Below are 18,438 nucleotides of genomic sequence, written 5' to 3'. Positions count from 1 at the left end.
TCGTAAATGTTCGTTTAAGATTCTGATCGCTCATTTCCAGTCGGATCTGGGTGGATCCGGGCGCCGGCGTCGTGGCTGCCCTGGCTGAGGAGTCGAGGACATGGCAGAGCGGTTCGATGTACTGGTGGTCGGCGGCGGGATCAATGGCGTGGGCATCGCCCGCGACGCGGTGGGTCGCGGCCTGTCGGTCTGCCTGTGCGAACGCGACGATCTGGCCGCCCACACCTCCAGCGCCAGCACCAAGCTGATCCACGGCGGCCTGCGTTACCTGGAGCAGTACGAATTCCGCCTGGTCGGCAAGGCGCTGGCCGAGCGCGAAGTGCTGCTGCGCCTGGCACCGCACATCATCTGGCCGCTGCGGTTCGTGCTGCCGCACCAGCCGCACCTGCGCCCGGCGTGGTTGATCCGGATCGGCATGTTCCTCTACGACCACCTGGGTGGTGGCAAGCGCACGCTGGAAGGCTCGCGCAAGCTGTCGCTGCGCACCCATGCCGTCGGCAAGCCGCTGCGCGAGGAGCTGACCACTGGCTTTGCGTACTCCGATGCCTGGGTGCAGGACGCGCGCCTGGTCGTCCTCAACGCGATGGACGCGGCCCAGCGCGGCGCCACGATTCATACCCGCAAGCGTTGCGTGCGTGCGCGGCGCGAGGCCGATCACTGGGTCGCCGAACTGGAAAACGCACAGGGCGAACGCTTCACGGTCGAGACCAGGATGCTGGTCAACGCCGCTGGCCCGTGGACGGTGAATTTCCTGGACGAAGTGGCCAGCGGCGTGAAGCACGACTACGCGCTGCGCCTGGTCAAGGGCAGCCATATCGTGGTGCCGAAACTGTTCGACCACGACCATGCCTATATTTTCCAGCAGCCGGACCGGCGCATCGTGTTCGCCATTCCCTATGAGCGCGAGTTCACCCTGATCGGCACCACCGACATGGAGTACCACGCCGATCCGGCCAGTCCGCGCATCAACGACGATGAAGTGGCCTATCTGTGCGAGGCGGCCAATCGCTACTTCAAGCAGGCCATCACGCCGGCCGACGTGGTGTGGACCTACAGCGGCGTGCGCCCGCTGCTGGAGGACGAAGAGGACAACGCTTCGGAAGTCTCGCGTGACTACCAGTTGGAGGTGGACACCAAGGGCGCGCCGCTGCTGAGCGTGTTCGGCGGCAAGCTCACCACTTATCGCAAGTTGGCCGAACAGGCCGTGGACAAGGTGGTTGCCCAACTCGGCCGCCGGGCACCGGCCTGGACCGCCGATGGCGCGCCGTTGCCCGGCGGCGAACGGCGCGACTTCGACGCGCTGCTGGCGGAAGTCCACGGTGCGAAACCCTGGCTGCCGACCGACATGGCCTGGCGCCTGGTCCGCAACTACGGCACGCGCGTGGAGCAGATCCTCGGCGCTGCGACATCGCTGCACGACCTGGGCGAACACTTCGGCGCGGACCTGTACCAGGCCGAGGTCGATTATCTGCGCGCCAACGAGTGGGTCATCGACGCGCACGACCTGCTCTGGCGACGCAGCAAGCTGGGACTGCGCCTGACGCCGGCCCAGCAGCAGCGCCTGGCCGAGGTCCTGCGCCGCCAGGTCGAACCGTCCGTGGCCCGCGTCGTCGACTGAACGCACCACGCACATTCTTCAACGTGCCGGCCCACCGCGGATGGCACGGCAACGTCATCACTGGGAGGTCGCTGACATGGTCAAGGTTTCAAGGGACGGCATGTGCCGCACGCACGGCATCGGAGTGGAAGCGGGCGCGGCATGCGTCGGGTGCGTGCAATGAACCGGCAATACATCGGTGAGCTGATCTCCGAAGCGGTCGCGGTGATGATCATCATCGCCTTCGGTGATTCGGTGGCGGCCATGTACACCTTGTACGACCCAAGCCCGTACCAGAACGCCTACTGGGGCGTGTGCATTGCCTGGGGCCTGGCGGTGACCATCGCGATCTATGTCACCGGCTCGGTCTCCGGCACGCATGCCAACCCGGCGGTGACCCTGGCACTGGCGCTGTATCGCGGCTTCTCGTGGAAGAAGGTCGTGCCGTACTGGGTCGCGCAGGTGGTCGGTGCCATCGTCGGTGCGGCGATCGTCTACACCTTGTACGCACCGGTGATCGACCACTACAACCAGGCCCACCAGCTCACGCGCGAAGCCGGCGGCGCGGCCGGCGTGTTCTTCACCCATCCGGGCCTGGCCATCACGCTGATGGATGCGCTGAAGAACCAGGTGATCCTGACCGCGTTCCTGGTGTTCGGCATCTTCGCCATCACCGAGCAGTACAACGAGTCCGCGCCCGGTGCCAATTCCGGTGCGCTGATCATCGGCCTGCTGGTGGCCACCATCGGCGCATCGATGGGTTACCTGGAAGCCTGGGCGATCAATCCGGCCCGTGATTTCGGGCCGCGCGTATTCGCCTACTTCGCTGGCTGGAACCAGGCGGCGTTCCCGTCGCCCGGCAACTACTGGTGGATTCCCATCGTCGGTCCGCTCATTGGTGGCGTGGTCGGTGGCGTGGCTTACCAGTGGCTGATCTATCCCTTCCTGCCCGCACGCCAGCGCGCGCTGCAGGAAGCCGCGCAGAAAGCGCAATCCTGACGCTGGCTTCAGTTCGGTTCTTTCATCCTTGACCCCGGCTGGCGCTGACAGCGCTGCCGACCATGACATGCAGGAGTTTTCGATGGACAAGAAATACGTGTTGGCGATCGACCAGGGCACCACCAGCTCGCGCGCCATCCTGTTCGACCGCGCCGGCGCAATCAAAGGCATCGCCCAGCGCGAGTTCACCCAGATCTTCCCGCAGCCGGGCTGGGTGGAACACAACCCGCGCGAGATCCTGTCCAGCGTACTGACCACCATGACCGACGTGCTGACCCGGGCCGGCGTGGAAGCCTCGGACATCGCCGCGATCGGCATCACCAACCAGCGTGAAACCACGGTGGTGTGGGACAGGCACACCGGGCAGGCCGTGTACAACGCCATCGTCTGGCAGTCGCGCCAGTCGCAGGGCGTGTGCAAGGAGCTGCGCGAGGCCGGCCATGACGAACTGTTCCGCGAAAAATCCGGGCTGCTGATCGATCCGTACTTCGCCGGCACCAAGGTCAAGTGGATCCTGGACAATGTCGAAGGCGCACGCGAGAAGGCCGAGAACGGCGACCTGCTGTTTGGCACCATCGACAGCTGGCTGATCTGGAACCTGTCCGAGGACAAGGCCCACGTCACCGACCAGACCAACGCCGGCCGCACGTTGATGTACGACATCCACGCACTGCAGTGGGACGACCAGCTGCTCGACATCCTCGGCGTGCCGAAGTCGATGCTGCCCAAGGTGTGTTCGTCCAGCGAGGTCTATACGCACACGGCCGGGCGCCATTTCTTCGGCCAGAAAGTGCCGATCGCCGGCATCGCCGGCGACCAGCAGGCGGCGCTGTTCGGCCAGGCCTGCTACACCCCGGGCATGGCGAAAAACACTTATGGCACCGGCTGCTTCGTGCTGATGAACACTGGCGAGAAGGCGGTCAAATCCAAGAATGGCCTGCTGACCACGATCGCCTGGGGCATCGACGGCAAGGTCGAGTACGCGCTGGAAGGCAGCATCTTCGTCGCCGGCTCGGCGGTGCAGTGGCTGCGCGACGGCCTGCGCATGTTCGGCAAGGCGCGCGACACCCAGGCCTATGCCGAGCGCGTGGAGTCCACCGATGGCGTATACATGGTGCCGGCCTTCGTCGGCCTGGGTGCGCCGTATTGGGAAAGCGACGTGCGCGGCGCGATCTTCGGCTTGAGCCGCGGCACCACCAAGGAGCACTTCATTCGCGCCACGCTGGAATCGATGGCCTACCAGACCCGCGACGTGCTGGCGGCGATGGAGGCCGATGCCGGGCTCAAGCTCAAGGAGCTGCGTGCCGACGGTGGCGCGATCAACAACGACTTCCTCGCGCAGTTCCAAGCCGACATCCTCGATGTGCCGCTGCTGCGCCCCAAGGTGGCCGAAACCACCGCGCTGGGTGCTGCCTACCTGGCGGGCCTGGCCACGGGCTTCTGGGAAAGCCGCGAGGAAATCGCCAAGCAATGGGCGATGGACCGCCGCTTCGAACCTGGCATGCCCGAAGACCGTCGCACCTCGCTCTACGCGGGATGGCAGCAGGCCGTGAAGGCGACGATGGGCTTCCGCGTCGGCTGAGGCGGAAGCCAGTGTCCGGGGATCACCCCGCCGGGTGCGTCACCACTGTGCCACCAGCGTCCTGAAAGGCTTCTTCAGGCGCAGGCCTTTCGCATCGAAGTCGCGCACCGGCGCGCCATCGACGGTGACGGATGTCGGCGCCTGGCGGTTGGGCCAGTAGACCTTCAGGGCGCTGTTGGCTTTCAGGCCCTTGCCCAGGGTGATGGTCAGGCGCTGGCCTTGCTGCCGGGCCTGCATCGCCAGCGTGCCGTAGGCAGTGGGCAGGCCGTCGATCTTCAGGCCGGGGCCGGCGACCCACGACGGCGGCGCGCCTGGCAACAGCGACAGCGCATCGTCGCCTTCGAACATCAGCATGCCGAACAGGCTGCGCGCGTATTCGGCGCCGATCCAGGTGTGCGGCATGTCGCCGAGATAGATTGCGTGGCGCTTGTCCGAGTAGATGACCTCGGCCAGTTCCTGCCAGTCGGCCGGCCGCCGATCACCGACCACGTGCCTGAGCATGAATTCGGCATCGGCCGGCCGGTCCAGGTGCACGTAGGTCAGCACGTTGCGCATTTCGTACGGCGTGTACGCATAGAGCGCATCGGGCGCGTCGCGCTTGCGCACCTCGCTCAGGTAACGGTCGAAGGTGTTGGCCAGCGCGTCGGCCGGCAACACGTCCTGCGCGCCGGTGGGGTCGAGTGCGATCGACACGCTGGTCGGATCGCTGCCGCCCTGGTCGGCATCCGCCGGAAGGGTGTCGATGCCTTTCCAGCGCATGGTTGTGCGGATGGAAGCGGCCAGTGAGTCGTGCAGCAGCTGGTACTGCGCGCGCGCCCACTGCGCGGTTGCGTGATCGCCCCATTGTTCGGCCAGCCAGGCGCCGTCATGCCAGCCGCGCAGTGCCCAGTAGTTGTCCCAGTAACTGTGGGTGGGGACCGAATAGCCTTCGTGGCTGATCGAGGGTGCCAGGATGCCGGCGAAGCGCTCGGGCATCGGCCGGTCTGCCTGATAGCCAGGCACCAAGGTGCGTTCGCGCAGCTCCTGCAGGAACTTCAGTGCGCGGGTCACTTGCGGCTGGTATTCGCGCACGGTCTGTGCACCACCGTCCAGGCGTGCGATCTCCGCAACCAGCCACAGATATTCGCCTTGGGCGTCGTATTCCAGGTCCGATCCGAAGCCGGTATTCACCGAACCATCGTCGTTGAGGATCGGCGAGACCAGGCCGTTTTCGTGCACGGCATGGCTGCTGTACCAGTGCAGGTAATCGCGTGCCGTTTTCGCCATGCCCATGCGCAGCAGCACCGCCGCGGTCGCCGAGCCATCGCGAATGAAGGAACGGTTGTAGTTGCGCGGACCGGGCTGCATCGCCGGGCCACTCTGGTTGAGCAGCATGTAAGCGGCCTGCGCACGCAGCATGTCCACCAGCGAGGCATCGGGCAGCGACAGGCCGATCCTGCCCAGGCGCGCGTCCCACTGATTGGCCAGCGCGTCGGCCAGCGCATCGAACGTCGCCCCGGCCTGGTCGGCATCGCCCAGCAATGCGTGCAGGTCCAGTGCAGGCGCAGCAGGCCAGCGCGCCTCGTCCACGGTCTTGCCGTCGATCACTTCATTGCCCAGCGCGAAGGCCAGCACGATATCGCGCTGCGCGCCCGGTGCCAGTTGCACGCGATAGCCGAGCAGGCCTGCGGCCAGTCCTTGTGGATCGCTGGCCTGTTGCGCCTGAGGCGCAGTGCCGGCCGCGGAGGAACGGGTGATCTCGCCTTCGCCATGCGCGCCGAATGCCGAAGCACCATACAGATCGGGCGTGCCGGCACTCTGGAACAGCTGGCGCCCATTGACCCTGACAGCGCCAGCATTGCCGGCCGCTTCCACGGCGATCTCGCGGATCGGCGACAGGCCGCCGTTCTGCCAGGGCGGGCTGACCTGCATCGGCCGGGTCAGCAGCGACAGGGTGCCGTCGACCGGCGTGGTGCCGGTGTTGCGTAGCCGATGGCGGACCAGGACCACCGGTGCGCCGTTGTGTTCAATCGCGATCGCGCTGCTGGTCAGTTCCAGCCCAGGCCGCGGCGACCACTGCGCCTGCGGCATCGGCATCCAGCCTTCGCGCAGGCGGTGTTCGATTTTCGTGTCCACCGTGGCGGCTGCGGTGTGGCCACCGGCATCGCGCCACACCGGCTGCACCAACGGCGCGCCCTTGAAGGCCTCCAGGTTGCCGTATTCGTCGAACACCGCCTTCTGTCGTCCGGCCGGAATGCCGACCACCGTCCAGTACACCTGCTGCATGTGCAGCGATGACGGGAACAGTGCCGCGTCTGGCCCGGTCGCAGCCAGCTGGTAGCGCTTCATCGGTGTCATTACTGCTTTCGGCCCGAGCAGGCGCAGGCGGGTCGCGCTGGGCGTGCCGCTGGCCGAAGCCGTGGTGCGCAGGCGCAGCGCGGTGACGGTGCGCGCCGCATCGCCAGCCAGATAGGTCGAAGCGCCGAACGCGTGCGGCGCTTCGGCCAGCAACGTCCAGTGGCCATCGGCATCGCGCGCTTCCAGGGTGGCGCTGGCCGGGGTGTCGCCCCAGGCGATTTCCAGGCCGGCGACGTCCTGCGGCCGGGGCAGGGCGATGTCCAGCTGATAGCCATCGCGACCCTGCTTGTGCAGCGTCTGCGCTGGGCCGGCGCTCCACAGCGTGGCCGGGTCCTGGCCGCTGACGCCGCTGATCCTGGGCGCGTCGCGCGCTGCCAGGGGCTGGAATTCGATCACGCCCACGCCCCAGTCGGCGGTGCGCTCGGCCGCGGCCATGCGCAGGTAGCGCGCTTTCACCGTGGGGAACAGCACGTACTCGGTGCGGCCCGGGCTGTCGGTGGTCTGGTAGATGGTGTGCCAGGCCTGGCCATCGTCCGAGGCCTGGATCGAATAGGCGTTGGCGTGGCTGGTATCCCAGTCGATCCGCACCCCGCCGATCCCGGCCTGCGCGCCAAGGTCCACCTGCAGCCAGTGGCCGGCCGAGAACGCGCCGCCCCACCGGGTCTTCGGGTCGCCGTCGAATGCCAGCGATGAGGCCATTGCGGGCGTTTCGGTGGATGAGCTGCTGGCTTTCCACTGGCTGCGCGGCGGCAGGCCATTGTCGTTCTGCGCGGCCAGGGCGGGGCTGCAGCAGGCCAGCAGGAGCAGGACGGCCAGGACCGGGAGGGGGCGATGCATGGCCCGAGGCCGCGGTCTGAAAGGCATGGCGCCACCTGGCTGTAACCGTTATCGGCGGGGCGATGGTAGGCAGCGTCGCGGGCGGCGGCGAGCCGCAGCGCAGCATCGGCGGCCTGCCCCCGCACCAGGCTTTCCTGAACAATTCGCGCATGCGGTCATGCCGCGTAACACAACCGCATCAACTCGCCGCCGCTGCTCCCGCACACTTGCCGGCTATCGGCGTAATGGTTGCGACACTTGGCTGCAGTGGTGAAAGAAGGCTGGCGGGACGAGCTTGGGCTGCAGATTCCTGCGGCGCTGTTGACGGTATTGATCATGGCGTTGATCACCATGGTCCTGCTGGAGACGCCGCTCGCGCGCCTGGGACCGCTGCGCGCTTCCGATCCCACGGCGATGCGCCTGGAGTTCATCCAGCGACAGGTGCCGCCGCCAGCGCGGATCGCCCAGCCGCAGGTCCAGCCGAACACGCCGCGCAACGCGACGCCGGCCCATTCGCAGGCCCCGGCCACACCGCAGGCCGCGCCCGCGAAGGCCACGCCGCAGGCCGCCCAGCCCGCGCCGCCCAAGGCCCTGGTCGTGACCACGCCGACCCAGGCCCCGGCCACCGGGGAATCCATCGCCAACGCCATCTACACCAAGCAGGGCCAGGTCCGCCTTCCCCCCGGCGTGGCCGCTGCCCCGCCATCGACGCCACCGGGGACGCCGCCGGGCATGCCCAGCGCGCGCGACGAGGCCCAGGCCAGGAACGTGCTGGAAAAGCCGAACCCGATCCATTACGAGAAGACCCGCTTCGAGAAGGACTGGGCCTCCAGTGGCACCCTGGGCGACCTGGCGGGGCAGAAGATCGGCCGGGCGATGAAGGACCTGTTCAAGAGCGATCGCAACAGCGCCATCGCCCGTCCGCCGCCGGAGACGCGCTTCAATCCCGCGCTGGCCCAGAACCAGGCCGACATGGGCAGCGAAGCCACCGGCGACGCCTACAAGGCCGCGCCGATCGGGTTCGAGAAAGCCCCGCAGCCGACCGGCGAAGCCAGCAAGGCCATCCACGCCCAGCTTGACGCCCTGCAGGGCCGCGCACTGATGTGCAAGGACCCGCAGAAGGACAAGTGGCTGGCCGACGTGCGCAAGAACCTGACCGACCTGGAGCGCAACGAAACCGCGTTGACCCACGGTGCCGATGTGCAGCGCGCCCAGTACTACTTGCCGCAGGCCATCGACGCGGCCTACGACCTGTCGCGCCGCGCGCTGTGGTACGCCGACAAGCGCCTGTCGTCCTGCGGCAGGTGACGCGCGCCTGACACAGGCGTTTCCACGCCTGCGGCAGTCAACTCATGCGCCGGGAAACAGCTTGGCCAGCTGCGCCACCGCCGCATCGGTGACGGCGCGGTTGACGGTGGTGTCGGCGTTGTTGAAGTCGCCCGGTTGCTGGGCCTGCACCAGGATGCCGTCGCGGCGCGGCACCACGTTGAGGTTGTGGCCGCGCCAGTACAGGCCGTAGTCGACTTCCGGCTGTGGCACCAGGCGCGCGGTCTGGCCGCGCACCGGGATCACGCTTTCATCGCCCAGCAAGGCGCGTGCGCCGTAACCGGTGCAGTTGATCAGGGTCTTCTCGCGCAGGTCGGCGAACTGGCGCGGGCTTTCGAATTCGCGTGCCTGGAAGCTGCCGCCTGCCTGCAGGAAGTCGTCCAGCAGCATCTGCGCGTAGGCGCTGATGTTGAAGATCATGCCGGGATAGCGGGCCGCGTACGCCACCGGGAACGGATGCTCGCTGGCCTGCAGTTTCACGCCATGCGGGCGGATGCCGTAGAGCAGCTCCGATTCCAGCGACGGGTAGTCCGGCTCGTCGTCCTCGGCACTGCCGCCGGCGGGTTGGTCGAACGGCACCTCCGACAGCACGTAGCTGTCGCGCCATTCGACCGGTTGCACCGGGAAAGCCGAGCATGCGCTGGTACTGCTGGAAGGAAGCTGTCGCCATCTGCGTCCACAGCGCCTTGAACTCCGGCGTGGCGTGCTCGGTGCTGCAGATGCGCGAGTCCGGCGTCCACTGCCCCGTGGCCATGAACGAACGCGACATCGGCAGGGTCTCCTTGGCGTAGATGCGGACCTTCAGGCCGGCGTTCTGCGCCACGCGCGCGGTGGTGATGCCGATCGCGCCGCAGCCGATCACCGCGATCTCGGTCTCGCCGGTCGCCATCGCCAGGCGTACCGCCTGTTGCGCCGAACCCCACGACAGCGACCAGCCGCTGCCACCATGCCCGTACTGGTGCACCACCGTGCGCCGGCCCATGCGTTCGGCTTCGATGCGTGGCCCCTGCGCGCGGAACGGTCGGGTGCAGACGGTGACCGCGACCACGCGATCCGCGCGCGCGTGGATCGGTGCCAGCGGCTTGGGCGCGGAAAATGGCAGTTGGCCCAACAGCGCTGCAGTGGGAGAAGACGCTGGTGTCTGCGCGAGCAGCGAGCCGGTGCCTGCAACGGCAGCCAGCGCGCCAGCCTGGCGCAGGAAGTGACGGCGATGCATCGGGTGTCCTTGCGGGCAAGTGGAATCATCCGATTCTGCCGTGCTGGACCTGCTGCGCACAGCAGAACGCCGGGACAGGCCCGGCGTTCGCGTATGTCATTCGTGCTGGCAACCTGGCTTCAGCTGTCGCTTCCCAGCTGGGTCAGTTCGCGGGCCAGTTCGGCATGGCGTCGCTGGCGGCCCATCTCGCGCATGATGCGGATGTCCTCATGGCGCAGCGGACGGCGTGCGACCACGCGCCGCTTGTAGTCGAGGATGTCCGGGTAAATGCGCGCGAACTCCAGCGCTTCCTGGACCTGTTCGACCGAATCGCTTTCCGAGGTCACCGGTTCGCGACTGGAGAACGCGGTCACCCAGCGCGAGAAGCCGGCCTTCTGGTCGAAGACCTGGGCGATCAGCCACAGCACGAACAGCATGGCCACCCAGATCAGCAGCACCAGGACGATCTTGGGAAAGCTGGGGTTGTAGCTGTGTTCCCACAGGTTGTCGGCAATGATCGCCAGCGCCGTCAGCGAGGCGCCCAGCCACACCATCACCGAACCAGCCAGCCACTGGCCCTTGGCCACGTCCAGCAGATGGATCTCGTGTTCGATGCCGCGGTCGGTCTTGCTCAGCCAGTACGCCGCCTGCTGGTCCAACGGCTTGCGGTGAAGCTCGTTGTCGGCGATCAGCAGGTTCAAGCCCTTGAACAGGTCACTCATGTCCGGATCCTCGCAGTGGCTGGGAGGGCGGTGGCCGCGTGGGGTCTCCGCTTGCCGGCAGCATAAGCCTACGGATCGGCAATATTCCGTGAGACATAGGTCGAAGAGGAATCACGCGCAGATGGCCGTGAATGCTGCGTTGCAGCGTTCTTCACATCACGGTAAGTCAGCCGAGACGAAAGTCGAAGGTGCCTCCATCCCCCACGGAAGCTCCCCCATGAAGATCCAGACCGAACGGCGTGAAGACGCCGCGTGCATCATCGTCAGCATCGATCGCGAACGCGCTTTCTGGAAGAGCCATTACCGCGAGTTGCCTTGCCACCAGGCCGCGGACGGGTTCGACGCCTGCTGGCCGCTGCTGGTGCGCGCCTATCACATCTATCTGCACCATCCGCATGCCGGCCGGGATGTTGGCGCGGTGATGTACGCCAATTCACCCGAGATCGTCGCCCAGTCGCTGGAATCGACCATCGCCGGCCGGATCTTCGGCAGGGTGATGGACCGGATTCACCAAGCCACGACCCGGCTGGAATATCCGCACGCCGTGCAGGCCTGAGGCCTTGCGGCCGGACGGTGTGTCACCGTGCGGCGCGGGACGTGGATCGGCACCCATTCCGGATGCGGGCGCTGGGGCGCTGCAAGGTGTGACGCTCAACGCGTCTTTCCTTGCCCTTAACTTCAAATTCACGTAATTCTCGACGGGGGCGCTACAACTGCGCTGCAAGCCTTGAGTGCCGGGGAACATCCCGGCTCACCGGGTTCAACTCTGGAAACGCATGAGCTATCAGCCTGACGACAACGACCGCGCAATCCTCATCGATATCGATCGTGAGCGTGAATACTGGCGACAACGCTACGAACACATGCCGCGCGCCTCGCAGCATCGCTCGTTCGAGCTCTACTGGCCGGCACTGTCCAGTGCCTACGACGTGTACCTCAACCATCCGCATACCGACGAGGACACCGGCTCGGCGTTGTATGCCAATTTGCAGGCGGTGCGTTCGCGCGGGCTGACCCTGGAGGAGGCCCGCGCGGTCTATGCCGAGGTCTGGCAGCGCATCAAGGGTTGATGCCTGCGGAGCCAGGCGTTCTTCGGTCCTGGAGAAGGCGCCCATCGGGCGCTTTCCTGTTTCCGGGCCGGTTCCCGGCCGAACCCGCCCTGTTGCGAAGCGGTGTCTGCCGCTGCCTTCGGGGATCGCCAACCTGCCGGTACGATGGCGGCATGTCGATGCTGCGTACCCTGGTCCGGCCCGCCACGCAGCCCATCCGTCGCTGGGTGCTGGGCGCCTTCCCGTGTGGGCAATCCGGCCTGGATTACGACCATCCGGCCGGCGATGCGGGGCTGTTCGGCCCCGATAGCGTGACCTGGCGCATCCATGCTGACTTCCCGGGCATGCTGTCCGGCGGACTGTCGTCGTTGATGCTGCAGGCCCTGCATCCGCGCGCGCTGGCCGGGGTCCATGACCACTCCAATTTCCGTGGCGACCTGGTCGGAAGGCTGCGTAGGACGACGGCCTTCGTCGCCGGCACCACCTACGCTTCGACCGGGCAGGCACGGCAACTGATCGAGCGGGTGCGTGGTATCCATCACCACGTCCGTGGCAGCACCGCCGACGGCCAGCCCTATGCCGCCGATGATCCAGACCTGCTGACCTGGGTGCACGTGACCGAGGCCCATGGTTTCCTGCAGGGCTACCGCATGTACTGCCGGTCTGTGCCCGATGCGATGGCCGACTGCTATTACGACGAGGTGCGCCGGGTGGCCGAAGCCCTCGGTGCCAAGGATGTGCCGGCCTCGCAGGCGCAGGTCCGCGACTACTTCGCCACCATGCAGCCGCAGCTGCGATTCGATGAGCGCTCGCGCGAAGTGATGGAAGTCCTGGCCCGGATCGCGCTGCCGGTGCCGGTCGCGGGGATCTCGCGCGACCTGTTCCTGGGGGCCGCGGTGGCGCTGCTGCCGGACTGGGCCTTGCCGCTGCTCGCCATCGGCAGGGGACAACGGGCACGGGCCGCGCTGGCGTCGACCACCTTGCGCGGGATGGCGCCGCTGTTCCGTGCCGCGCTCACCGACGGTGTATCCGCACGGGCCTGCGCGCGCATGGACGTGTCCACGACCACGCTGCACCACTGGCCGTGAGCCCAGCATCTGTGGCGGCGCGCGTCCGCCGAGCGCTGCGGGCCCCGACTGTCTGCCGCTCCCATCATCAACGGCGTATGCTCCGGCAGGTTGCCTTGCTCCGGGGAGCGGAACATGGCGGCGGCCGGGCTTCCTGTTGATCGGGAAGCGGGGGGAATCCATCCAAGTGCGCACCAACATGGATCGTCTCGATTCACGCCATCGTCCATTCCGTTCGGTCGTGCAGGCCCGGACAGTGCTGCGCTTCGGCCTGCTGCTGGCTGTGGCGCTTGCCGTGGGAATGGGCTACTGGGTGATCAGCGACCGGCGCAACCGGCTGGAGGGCGCCGAGCGCCAGAGCCAGGCCTTGGTGGCAGGCATGGAGCGCGTGCTCATCCTGGAGCTGCGTAACATCGAACGGGCCATGCGCGGCATCGCCAGCGACGCGGCCCAGCTCATGAACGCCGTGCCTGGCCAGGCACCGGCACTGATCAGTGAGTCCATCGCCGGCGTGGTGGAACGCCATCACGAGATCCACAGCATCGTGCTGGTCGACGGGAAGGGCGCGGCCCTGACCCGCGGCCAGGGCGATGCGGGTTTTTCCCGATGGATCGACAGCGCGGCCCATGGCCAGGGCAGCGCGCTGCGCTTCGGCCCGCCGGTTGAAGTGGAAGGTGGGCGCTGGGTGCTGCCGATCGCCTTGCCGATGCCCGATGGCGGCAACGTTCCCCCGCGCTGGCTGCTGACTCGCCTGTACACCGATGAGCTGCAGACCATGGTCGATGGCCTGGATGCCGGTCGCGACGGCGTGGCCAGCATCGTCGGTCCAGGGGACGTGGTCCTGGCCCGCAGCCTGCTGCGCCAGCCCGGCATCATCGGTCGCCATGTGGCAGGCCCGTCGCCGATGGCGCTGAGCGGTGACACCTCGCGGATCACCGAACACACCAGCCAAATCGACGGCCTGCGCCGGATCGTGGCGGTGCGCGGGCTGAAGCCCTATCCGCTCCAGGTTTGGGCAGGCCTCTCCAAGCGCGAGGTGCTGGCGCCGTGGGTCGCGATCCTGGTCGTGGCGGTGCTGTTGTACCTGCTGTACTGGGGAGGGTTGTTGCTGATGCTGCGTGCGGTCCGCCGCGTCGACAGCGACCAGCGCGAGATGCTGCATCAGCTCCAGCGCAACAGCGAACACCTGCGGTTGGCCCAGCACACCGGCAAGGTGGGCGCCTGGGCGCTGGAGCATGGAAGCGGTGAGCTGGCCTGGGGCGGCGACATCAGCCGCATGTTCGGCCTGGGCGGCGAGGAGACCGCTTCATTGCGGACCCTTGGCCGCCATGTGCACGCCCAGGACCGCGGCATGCTGCGTCGCCGCTTTGTCAGCGCCTGGCGCAGCCACAGCGCGTTCTCCAGCGAGTTCCGGCTGGTGGCCGACGATGGCACCGAGCGTTGGGTGGTGGCCCGTGGTGGCGTGGTCCAGGACGAGTCGGGCATCCCGCGCATGACCGGCACGTTGGTGGACATCAGCGAGCGCATGGAGGCGATGTCGCGCGTCACCGATGCCGAGCGTCAGTTCCGGCTGATCTTCGACCGCAATCCGCTGCCGTTCTGGGTGCATGACGCGCGCACGCAACGGTTCCTGGAAGTCAATCGCGCCGCGTCGCTGCAGTACGGCTTCAGCCGCGAACAATTCCTGACCATGCAGCTGCGCGACATCTGTCCGGGCGGCCTGCCCGATACCGGAGGGTCGATGCAGGGCACGGTGACCGGCTTCGAAAGCGCGCACGTGTCGCAGCACCGGCGCAAGGATGGTTCGACCCTGCAGGCGCGCATCCATGGCAGCGAGATCCGTTTCGGTGGGCAGGATGCGTGGCTGGTGCTGGCCGAGGATGTCTCGGAACGGATCGAGTACGAAAAGGAGTTGGCCTACCGTGCCCGCCACGACCAGACCACCGGCCTGATCAACGTGCAGACGCTGGGAGATCGCCTGGACCAGGGCCAGGCGCCCGGCTACCAGGTGGTTTACCTGCAGCTGCGCGGATTGCAGCCGATCCGGGATTCGCTGGGCCGGGAGGCCGCCGACAACGTGTTGCGGACCCTGGCCGGGCGCCTGCAGCAATGGGCGGACGACTTCGGCCTGGCTGCGCACCAGCCGGATGAGGATTTCGTGCTGGCGATCCTGCACCCGCAGCGGTCGGCGGCCGCGATTGAAGCGGCGATCGAAGCGGTGCGCGAGCCCATTGGCGACAGCGATGGGTCCATGCAGCGTCTGGACGCGCGCTTCGGCCTGGCCGAGGACGACGGTAGCGGCCATCGCGCCGAGCGCATCATCGGCAATGCCGCACTGGCCGCGCATGCCCTGGAATCGGCTGCGTTCGAGATCTCGCGCTACGACGGCGCCCTGGCCCGCCGCTATAGCGACCGCCTGCGCCTGGCCGCGCGCCTGCGCACGGCGATCGAGCAGAACGAATTCGAGCTGCACTTCCAGCCCATCGTGCGGGTGGCCGATGGCGGCGTGGCCGCGCTGGAAGCCCTGGTGCGCTGGCCGCAGGCCGATGGCAGCAACATCCCGCCCAGTGATTTCATCCCGCTGTGCGAGGACACCGGCCTGATCGTGCCATTGGGCAACTGGGTCCTGCGCCGCGCCGCGCAGGCGCAGGCCTGGCTGCAGCGCCAGGGCTGTGGCGACCTGCCAGTGGCGGTCAACGTCTCCGCGGTGCAGATGCTGCAGGTTGATCTCCCCCGCGAACTGGAAGCGGCCTGCACCCAGGCCGGCATCTCGCCGGGTGCGCTGCACATGGAGCTGACCGAGACGGTGGTGATGAACCGGCCAGAGCAGGGCAAGGCCACCATGCAGCGCCTGCGCGATGCCGGGGTGAGCATTTCGCTGGACGATTTCGGCACTGGTTTCTCGTCGATGTCCTACCTGCGCCACCTGCCGCTGAGCTCGATCAAGCTGGACCGCACCTTCGTCTGCGACGTGGACCGTGATGAACGCAACGCCAGCATCTGTCGCGCGCTGCTGCAGCTGGGCCACAGCCTGGGCCTGGTGATGATTGCCGAAGGCGTCGAACGCCCGGAAGAACTGGAGTGGCTGCGCCGCTACGGTTGCGACCAGGTGCAGGGCTTCCTGCTGGGGCGTCCACAGCCGCTGGAACTGGCCCTGCAGCGCGTCCAGGGCGTGGCACTGCTTTGAAGTGACGCTGGGCTTGATCCTGCGTCAGCGTTGCTGGGTGGGGTCGCGTTGCAGCGGTGGCTGGTCCTGCGCCGGGCTGACGGCCAGCCGATGTGCCTCCTGCAGCTGCTGCAGGCGTGCAAAGGACTGCTGCACGGTCAGCGCGACGGCCTCCTCGGTGCGCATGTGGGCGCGTAGCTGCGCAGGATCGCCCAGCGCGCCCTGCACGACGAAGACATGTTCGCCACGGCCCACGTGCGGGCCGTCTTCCGACAGCAGCACGTGGTCCACGCGCGACAATCCGTGCTCATGCGCCAGCACCGCCAGGCCTGCACTCAGTCGTTCGCTGCTGGCGTCGAATGGCCGGCCAAGCTGGGCTTCCAGCTGGCGGACGCCGGCCTCGCACTGGCGGTACAGCGGATCGTCGGGGGGCGTGCTTCCGGACGGGGATGCGGCCGGGGTGTCGGGCGTCATGCGAAAGGTCTCCAGTCGTGCGGGAGGTTCCTTCCACCCTGATCGTGCATCCGTGCAGGTCATCGTGCGCCAGTAGCAGCTGGCAATGCGCGCCAGCCTGCACGATGCGATGTTGGCGCGGCGTCGGCAGGCTCAGCCGTGCGGGATCAAGCGCTTCATGCCGGGCGGATCAGCCGGGCCGGCGCACCAGTTCCAGCGACCCGGGGTGTGCGCCCACGCGCTCGCGTACCAGGCCCATGTCGCGCACCGGGCGCACTTCGATGCAGCCCACCGCGGCCCACGGGAAGGTGCGGGCGATCGCCTCGGCTTCATCCAGGCTGGCCGCTTCGATCAGGTTGAAGCCGGCCAGCAGCTCCTTGGTTTCGGCGAACGGGCCATCGACCACGCTGGTCCTGCCGGCACGCACGCGGATCGAACGCGCGCTCGCTGCCGCTTCCAGCTGTTGCGAACCCAGCAGCACGCCGTCGCGCTTGAGCTGATCGGCATGCTCGAAACAGCCGCGCATCAGGTGGTCGTATTCACCCGGCGGCAGGGCGTCGAGCAACGCTGGATCGGTGTGGATCAGCATCAGGAACTGCATGGTGGCTCCAGCAAGGCGGCGTCGGTCTGGGCCGCATGATGCCCCAGTGCTGGTCCGATGCCTTGACACGGTGCGGAACGACGCCAGCCCCGGGCCGGGCCAGGGCAACGCCGAAAATTTCCTTGGCGGCCGTGTCGATCCGCGCCCCACCGGTTCGTCGTGGTCACACAAGCCGCTGAAGATCCGCTTCTGCGGCCGCGTGCCAACCGGGAGTCCTACGATGAAAGTGATGGTGATCGTCAAGGCCAGTGCCGAGTCCGAAGCCGGCGTCATGCCGTCGACCGAGCTGCTGGCCGCCATGGGCCGTTACAACGAAGACCTGGTCAATGCCGGGGTGATGCTGGCCGGCGAAGGCCTGCATCCGTCCAGCCGCGGCGCGCGCGTGCGCTTTGAAGGCCAGGCGCGCAGCGTGATCGACGGACCATTCGCCGAAACCAGCGAGCTGATCGCCGGCTTCTGGCTATGGCAGGTGCGTTCGCTGGACGAAGCCATCGAATGGCTCAAGCGCGCGCCCTTCGACGGCGGTACCGAAATCGAACTGCGTCCGATCTTCGAGATGGAAGACTTCGGCCAGGCCATGACGCCAGCGCTGCGCGAACAGGAAACGCGCCTGCGCGAACGCACCCGTCACCACCCCTGATCCACCCACAGGAGCACGCACATGCACGTCTCACCGTACCTGTTCTTCAACGGCAACTGCCGCGAGGCGATGGCCTTCTACGCCAGCACGCTGGGCGGCGAGGTGGTTGCGCTGTTCACTGCCGGCGAAGCGCCACCCGACGCGAAGATGCCGGGCATGCCCGACGATAGCGTGATGCATGCGATGGTCGTGGCCGGCGGGGTCACCCTGATGGCGTCCGATGCCTGTCCGCCGCAGGACTACACGCCGCCACACGGCATGACGGTCAGCCTGCACCCGGACAGCCTGGCGGAAGCTGAAAGGATCTATGCCGCGCTGGCCGAAGGCGCGCAGGTGCAGATGCCGCTGGGCCCGACCTTCTGGGCCAAGGGCTTCGCCATGCTGACCGACCGCTACGGCACGCCGTGGATGATCAATGTCGAAGCCGATCCGGCCTGACGACGAGGCCTTCCACTTACAGGCACCCGCTCGATTTCCGGTGATTTGGAGCCGGCACTCCCGAACCAATCCCACAGCACAGGAGCATTCCCATGGCCTACGTCGATGGCTACGTTCTTCCCGTTCCGCAGGACAAGCTGGCGGCCTACCGTGCGCTGTCGCGCAAGGCCGGCAAGATCTGGATGGAGCATGGCGCGCTGGAATATCTCGAGGCCGTCTCCGATGACGTCAAACCCGGCAAGACCACCTCGTTCCCGCAAGCGGTGAAACTGAAAGCTGATGAAGTGGTGGTCTTCGCCTTCATCAAGTACAAGTCGCGCGCGCACCGCGACAAGGTCAACAGGCTGGCGATGAACGACCCGCGCCTGGCCTGCACGCCGGACAACATGCCCTTCGATGGAAAGCGCATGTTCTGGGGCGGCTTCAAGTCCATCGTCAGCCTGTAACCAA

Annotated in this window: 15 protein-coding genes and 1 pseudogene; 11 read left to right on the top strand and 5 right to left on the bottom strand. The window is 67.2% G+C overall.

The features are described 5' to 3' along the window. The first annotated feature begins 100 nt into the window (after positions 1-100). From glpD to glpK, 3 genes are all read left to right on the top strand, one after another. Positions 101-1,618 (top strand): glycerol-3-phosphate dehydrogenase, encoded by a 1,518-nt coding sequence (gene glpD / locus O8I58_RS09815; protein WP_298315073.1) that lies wholly within the window; start codon positions 101-103, stop codon positions 1,616-1,618. 159 nt (positions 1,619-1,777) lie between these two features. Next, positions 1,778-2,596: an MIP/aquaporin family protein gene (locus O8I58_RS09810; RefSeq protein ID WP_298315071.1), complete on the top strand. Its 819-nt coding sequence runs from the start codon at positions 1,778-1,780 to the stop codon at positions 2,594-2,596. Positions 2,597-2,678: 82 nt separating this feature from the next. Continuing rightward, the gene (gene glpK, locus O8I58_RS09805) at positions 2,679-4,178 is read left to right on the top strand and encodes a glycerol kinase GlpK (RefSeq protein WP_298315069.1); all 1,500 of its coding nucleotides are present in this window, start codon (positions 2,679-2,681) and stop codon (positions 4,176-4,178) included. Between the two features lie 39 nt (positions 4,179-4,217). Here glpK and O8I58_RS09800 read toward each other — a convergent pair whose 3' ends face one another. After that, positions 4,218-7,352, bottom strand: coding sequence for a discoidin domain-containing protein (locus tag O8I58_RS09800; RefSeq protein WP_298315067.1), 3,135 nt, complete (start codon positions 7,350-7,352; stop codon positions 4,218-4,220). Positions 7,353-7,667: 315 nt separating this feature from the next. Between O8I58_RS09800 and O8I58_RS09795 the strand changes: the two genes are divergently transcribed. Next, entirely contained in the window at positions 7,668-8,639 is a 972-nt protein-coding gene (locus tag O8I58_RS09795; protein ID WP_298315065.1) for a hypothetical protein, read from the top strand. A gap of 42 nt (positions 8,640-8,681) precedes the next feature. On the opposite strand, the pseudogene O8I58_RS09790 reads toward O8I58_RS09795, so the two are convergent. Next, positions 8,682-9,873 (bottom strand): annotated as a pseudogene (locus O8I58_RS09790) (FAD-dependent oxidoreductase). Positions 9,874-9,992: 119 nt separating this feature from the next. Continuing rightward, positions 9,993-10,574, bottom strand: a complete 582-nt coding sequence (locus tag O8I58_RS09785) for a hypothetical protein (protein WP_298315063.1) — start codon at positions 10,572-10,574, stop codon at positions 9,993-9,995. 121 nt (positions 10,575-10,695) lie between these two features. Here O8I58_RS09785 and O8I58_RS09780 point away from each other — a divergent pair, with 121 nt between their 5' ends. The 4 genes from O8I58_RS09780 (at position 10,696) to O8I58_RS09765 (ending at position 15,877) form a co-directional block, all read left to right on the top strand. After that, positions 10,696-11,130, top strand: a complete 435-nt coding sequence (locus O8I58_RS09780) for a hypothetical protein (protein ID WP_298315061.1) — start codon at positions 10,696-10,698, stop codon at positions 11,128-11,130. 220 nt (positions 11,131-11,350) lie between these two features. Then, positions 11,351-11,644: a hypothetical protein gene (locus O8I58_RS09775; RefSeq protein ID WP_298315059.1), complete on the top strand. Its 294-nt coding sequence runs from the start codon at positions 11,351-11,353 to the stop codon at positions 11,642-11,644. Between the two features lie 152 nt (positions 11,645-11,796). Beyond that, on the top strand, positions 11,797-12,711 hold the full coding sequence (locus tag O8I58_RS09770) for an oxygenase MpaB family protein (protein WP_298315056.1): 915 nt from the start codon (positions 11,797-11,799) through the stop codon (positions 12,709-12,711). Between the two features lie 178 nt (positions 12,712-12,889). Continuing rightward, a complete protein-coding gene (locus O8I58_RS09765; protein ID WP_298315054.1) occupies positions 12,890-15,877 on the top strand; it encodes a bifunctional diguanylate cyclase/phosphodiesterase in 2,988 nt (995 codons plus the stop codon). 24 nt (positions 15,878-15,901) lie between these two features. On the opposite strand, the gene O8I58_RS09760 is transcribed toward O8I58_RS09765, so the two are convergent. Next, positions 15,902-16,330 carry an XVIPCD domain-containing protein gene (locus O8I58_RS09760; RefSeq protein WP_298315052.1) on the bottom strand — a complete coding sequence of 143 codons (429 nt, stop codon included), beginning with the start codon at positions 16,328-16,330 and terminating at the stop codon, positions 15,902-15,904. Between the two features lie 169 nt (positions 16,331-16,499). After that, entirely contained in the window at positions 16,500-16,910 is a 411-nt protein-coding gene (locus O8I58_RS09755) for a YciI family protein (protein WP_298315050.1), read from the bottom strand. Between the two features lie 220 nt (positions 16,911-17,130). Here O8I58_RS09755 and O8I58_RS09750 point away from each other — a divergent pair, with 220 nt between their 5' ends. From O8I58_RS09750 to O8I58_RS09740, 3 genes are all read left to right on the top strand, one after another. Next, entirely contained in the window at positions 17,131-17,550 is a 420-nt protein-coding gene (locus O8I58_RS09750; protein WP_298315047.1) for a YciI family protein, read from the top strand. Between the two features lie 21 nt (positions 17,551-17,571). Next, complete coding sequence (locus O8I58_RS09745) at positions 17,572-17,988, top strand: VOC family protein (protein ID WP_298315045.1); 417 nt, start codon at positions 17,572-17,574, stop codon at positions 17,986-17,988. 92 nt (positions 17,989-18,080) lie between these two features. After that, entirely contained in the window at positions 18,081-18,434 is a 354-nt protein-coding gene (locus tag O8I58_RS09740; RefSeq protein WP_298315042.1) for a DUF1428 domain-containing protein, read from the top strand. Positions 18,435-18,438 lie beyond the last annotated feature (4 nt).

Source organism: Pseudoxanthomonas sp., assembly GCF_027498035.1.
In the GTDB taxonomy this organism is placed as follows: domain Bacteria; phylum Pseudomonadota; class Gammaproteobacteria; order Xanthomonadales; family Xanthomonadaceae; genus Pseudoxanthomonas_A.
Note: the sequence above shows the minus strand (reverse complement) of the source record. Positions and strands in the feature narration are given on the sequence as shown.

Excerpts from the sequence above, each read along its gene's own strand:
- glpD (WP_298315073.1), top strand. The coding sequence starts at position 101 with ATGGCAGAGCGGTTCGATGTACTGGTGGTCGGCGGCGGGATCAATGGC.
- O8I58_RS09810 (WP_298315071.1), top strand. The coding sequence starts at position 1,778 with ATGAACCGGCAATACATCGGTGAGCTGATCTCCGAAGCGGTCGCGGTG.
- glpK (WP_298315069.1), top strand. The coding sequence starts at position 2,679 with ATGGACAAGAAATACGTGTTGGCGATCGACCAGGGCACCACCAGCTCG.
- O8I58_RS09800 (WP_298315067.1), bottom strand. The coding sequence starts at position 7,352 with ATGCATCGCCCCCTCCCGGTCCTGGCCGTCCTGCTCCTGCTGGCCTGC.
- O8I58_RS09795 (WP_298315065.1), top strand. The coding sequence starts at position 7,668 with ATGGCGTTGATCACCATGGTCCTGCTGGAGACGCCGCTCGCGCGCCTG.
- O8I58_RS09785 (WP_298315063.1), bottom strand. The coding sequence starts at position 10,574 with ATGAGTGACCTGTTCAAGGGCTTGAACCTGCTGATCGCCGACAACGAG.
- O8I58_RS09780 (WP_298315061.1), top strand. The coding sequence starts at position 10,696 with ATGGCCGTGAATGCTGCGTTGCAGCGTTCTTCACATCACGGTAAGTCA.
- O8I58_RS09775 (WP_298315059.1), top strand. The coding sequence starts at position 11,351 with ATGAGCTATCAGCCTGACGACAACGACCGCGCAATCCTCATCGATATC.
- O8I58_RS09770 (WP_298315056.1), top strand. The coding sequence starts at position 11,797 with ATGTCGATGCTGCGTACCCTGGTCCGGCCCGCCACGCAGCCCATCCGT.
- O8I58_RS09765 (WP_298315054.1), top strand. The coding sequence starts at position 12,890 with ATGGATCGTCTCGATTCACGCCATCGTCCATTCCGTTCGGTCGTGCAG.
- O8I58_RS09760 (WP_298315052.1), bottom strand. The coding sequence starts at position 16,330 with ATGACGCCCGACACCCCGGCCGCATCCCCGTCCGGAAGCACGCCCCCC.
- O8I58_RS09755 (WP_298315050.1), bottom strand. The coding sequence starts at position 16,910 with ATGCAGTTCCTGATGCTGATCCACACCGATCCAGCGTTGCTCGACGCC.
- O8I58_RS09750 (WP_298315047.1), top strand. The coding sequence starts at position 17,131 with ATGAAAGTGATGGTGATCGTCAAGGCCAGTGCCGAGTCCGAAGCCGGC.
- O8I58_RS09745 (WP_298315045.1), top strand. The coding sequence starts at position 17,572 with ATGCACGTCTCACCGTACCTGTTCTTCAACGGCAACTGCCGCGAGGCG.
- O8I58_RS09740 (WP_298315042.1), top strand. The coding sequence starts at position 18,081 with ATGGCCTACGTCGATGGCTACGTTCTTCCCGTTCCGCAGGACAAGCTG.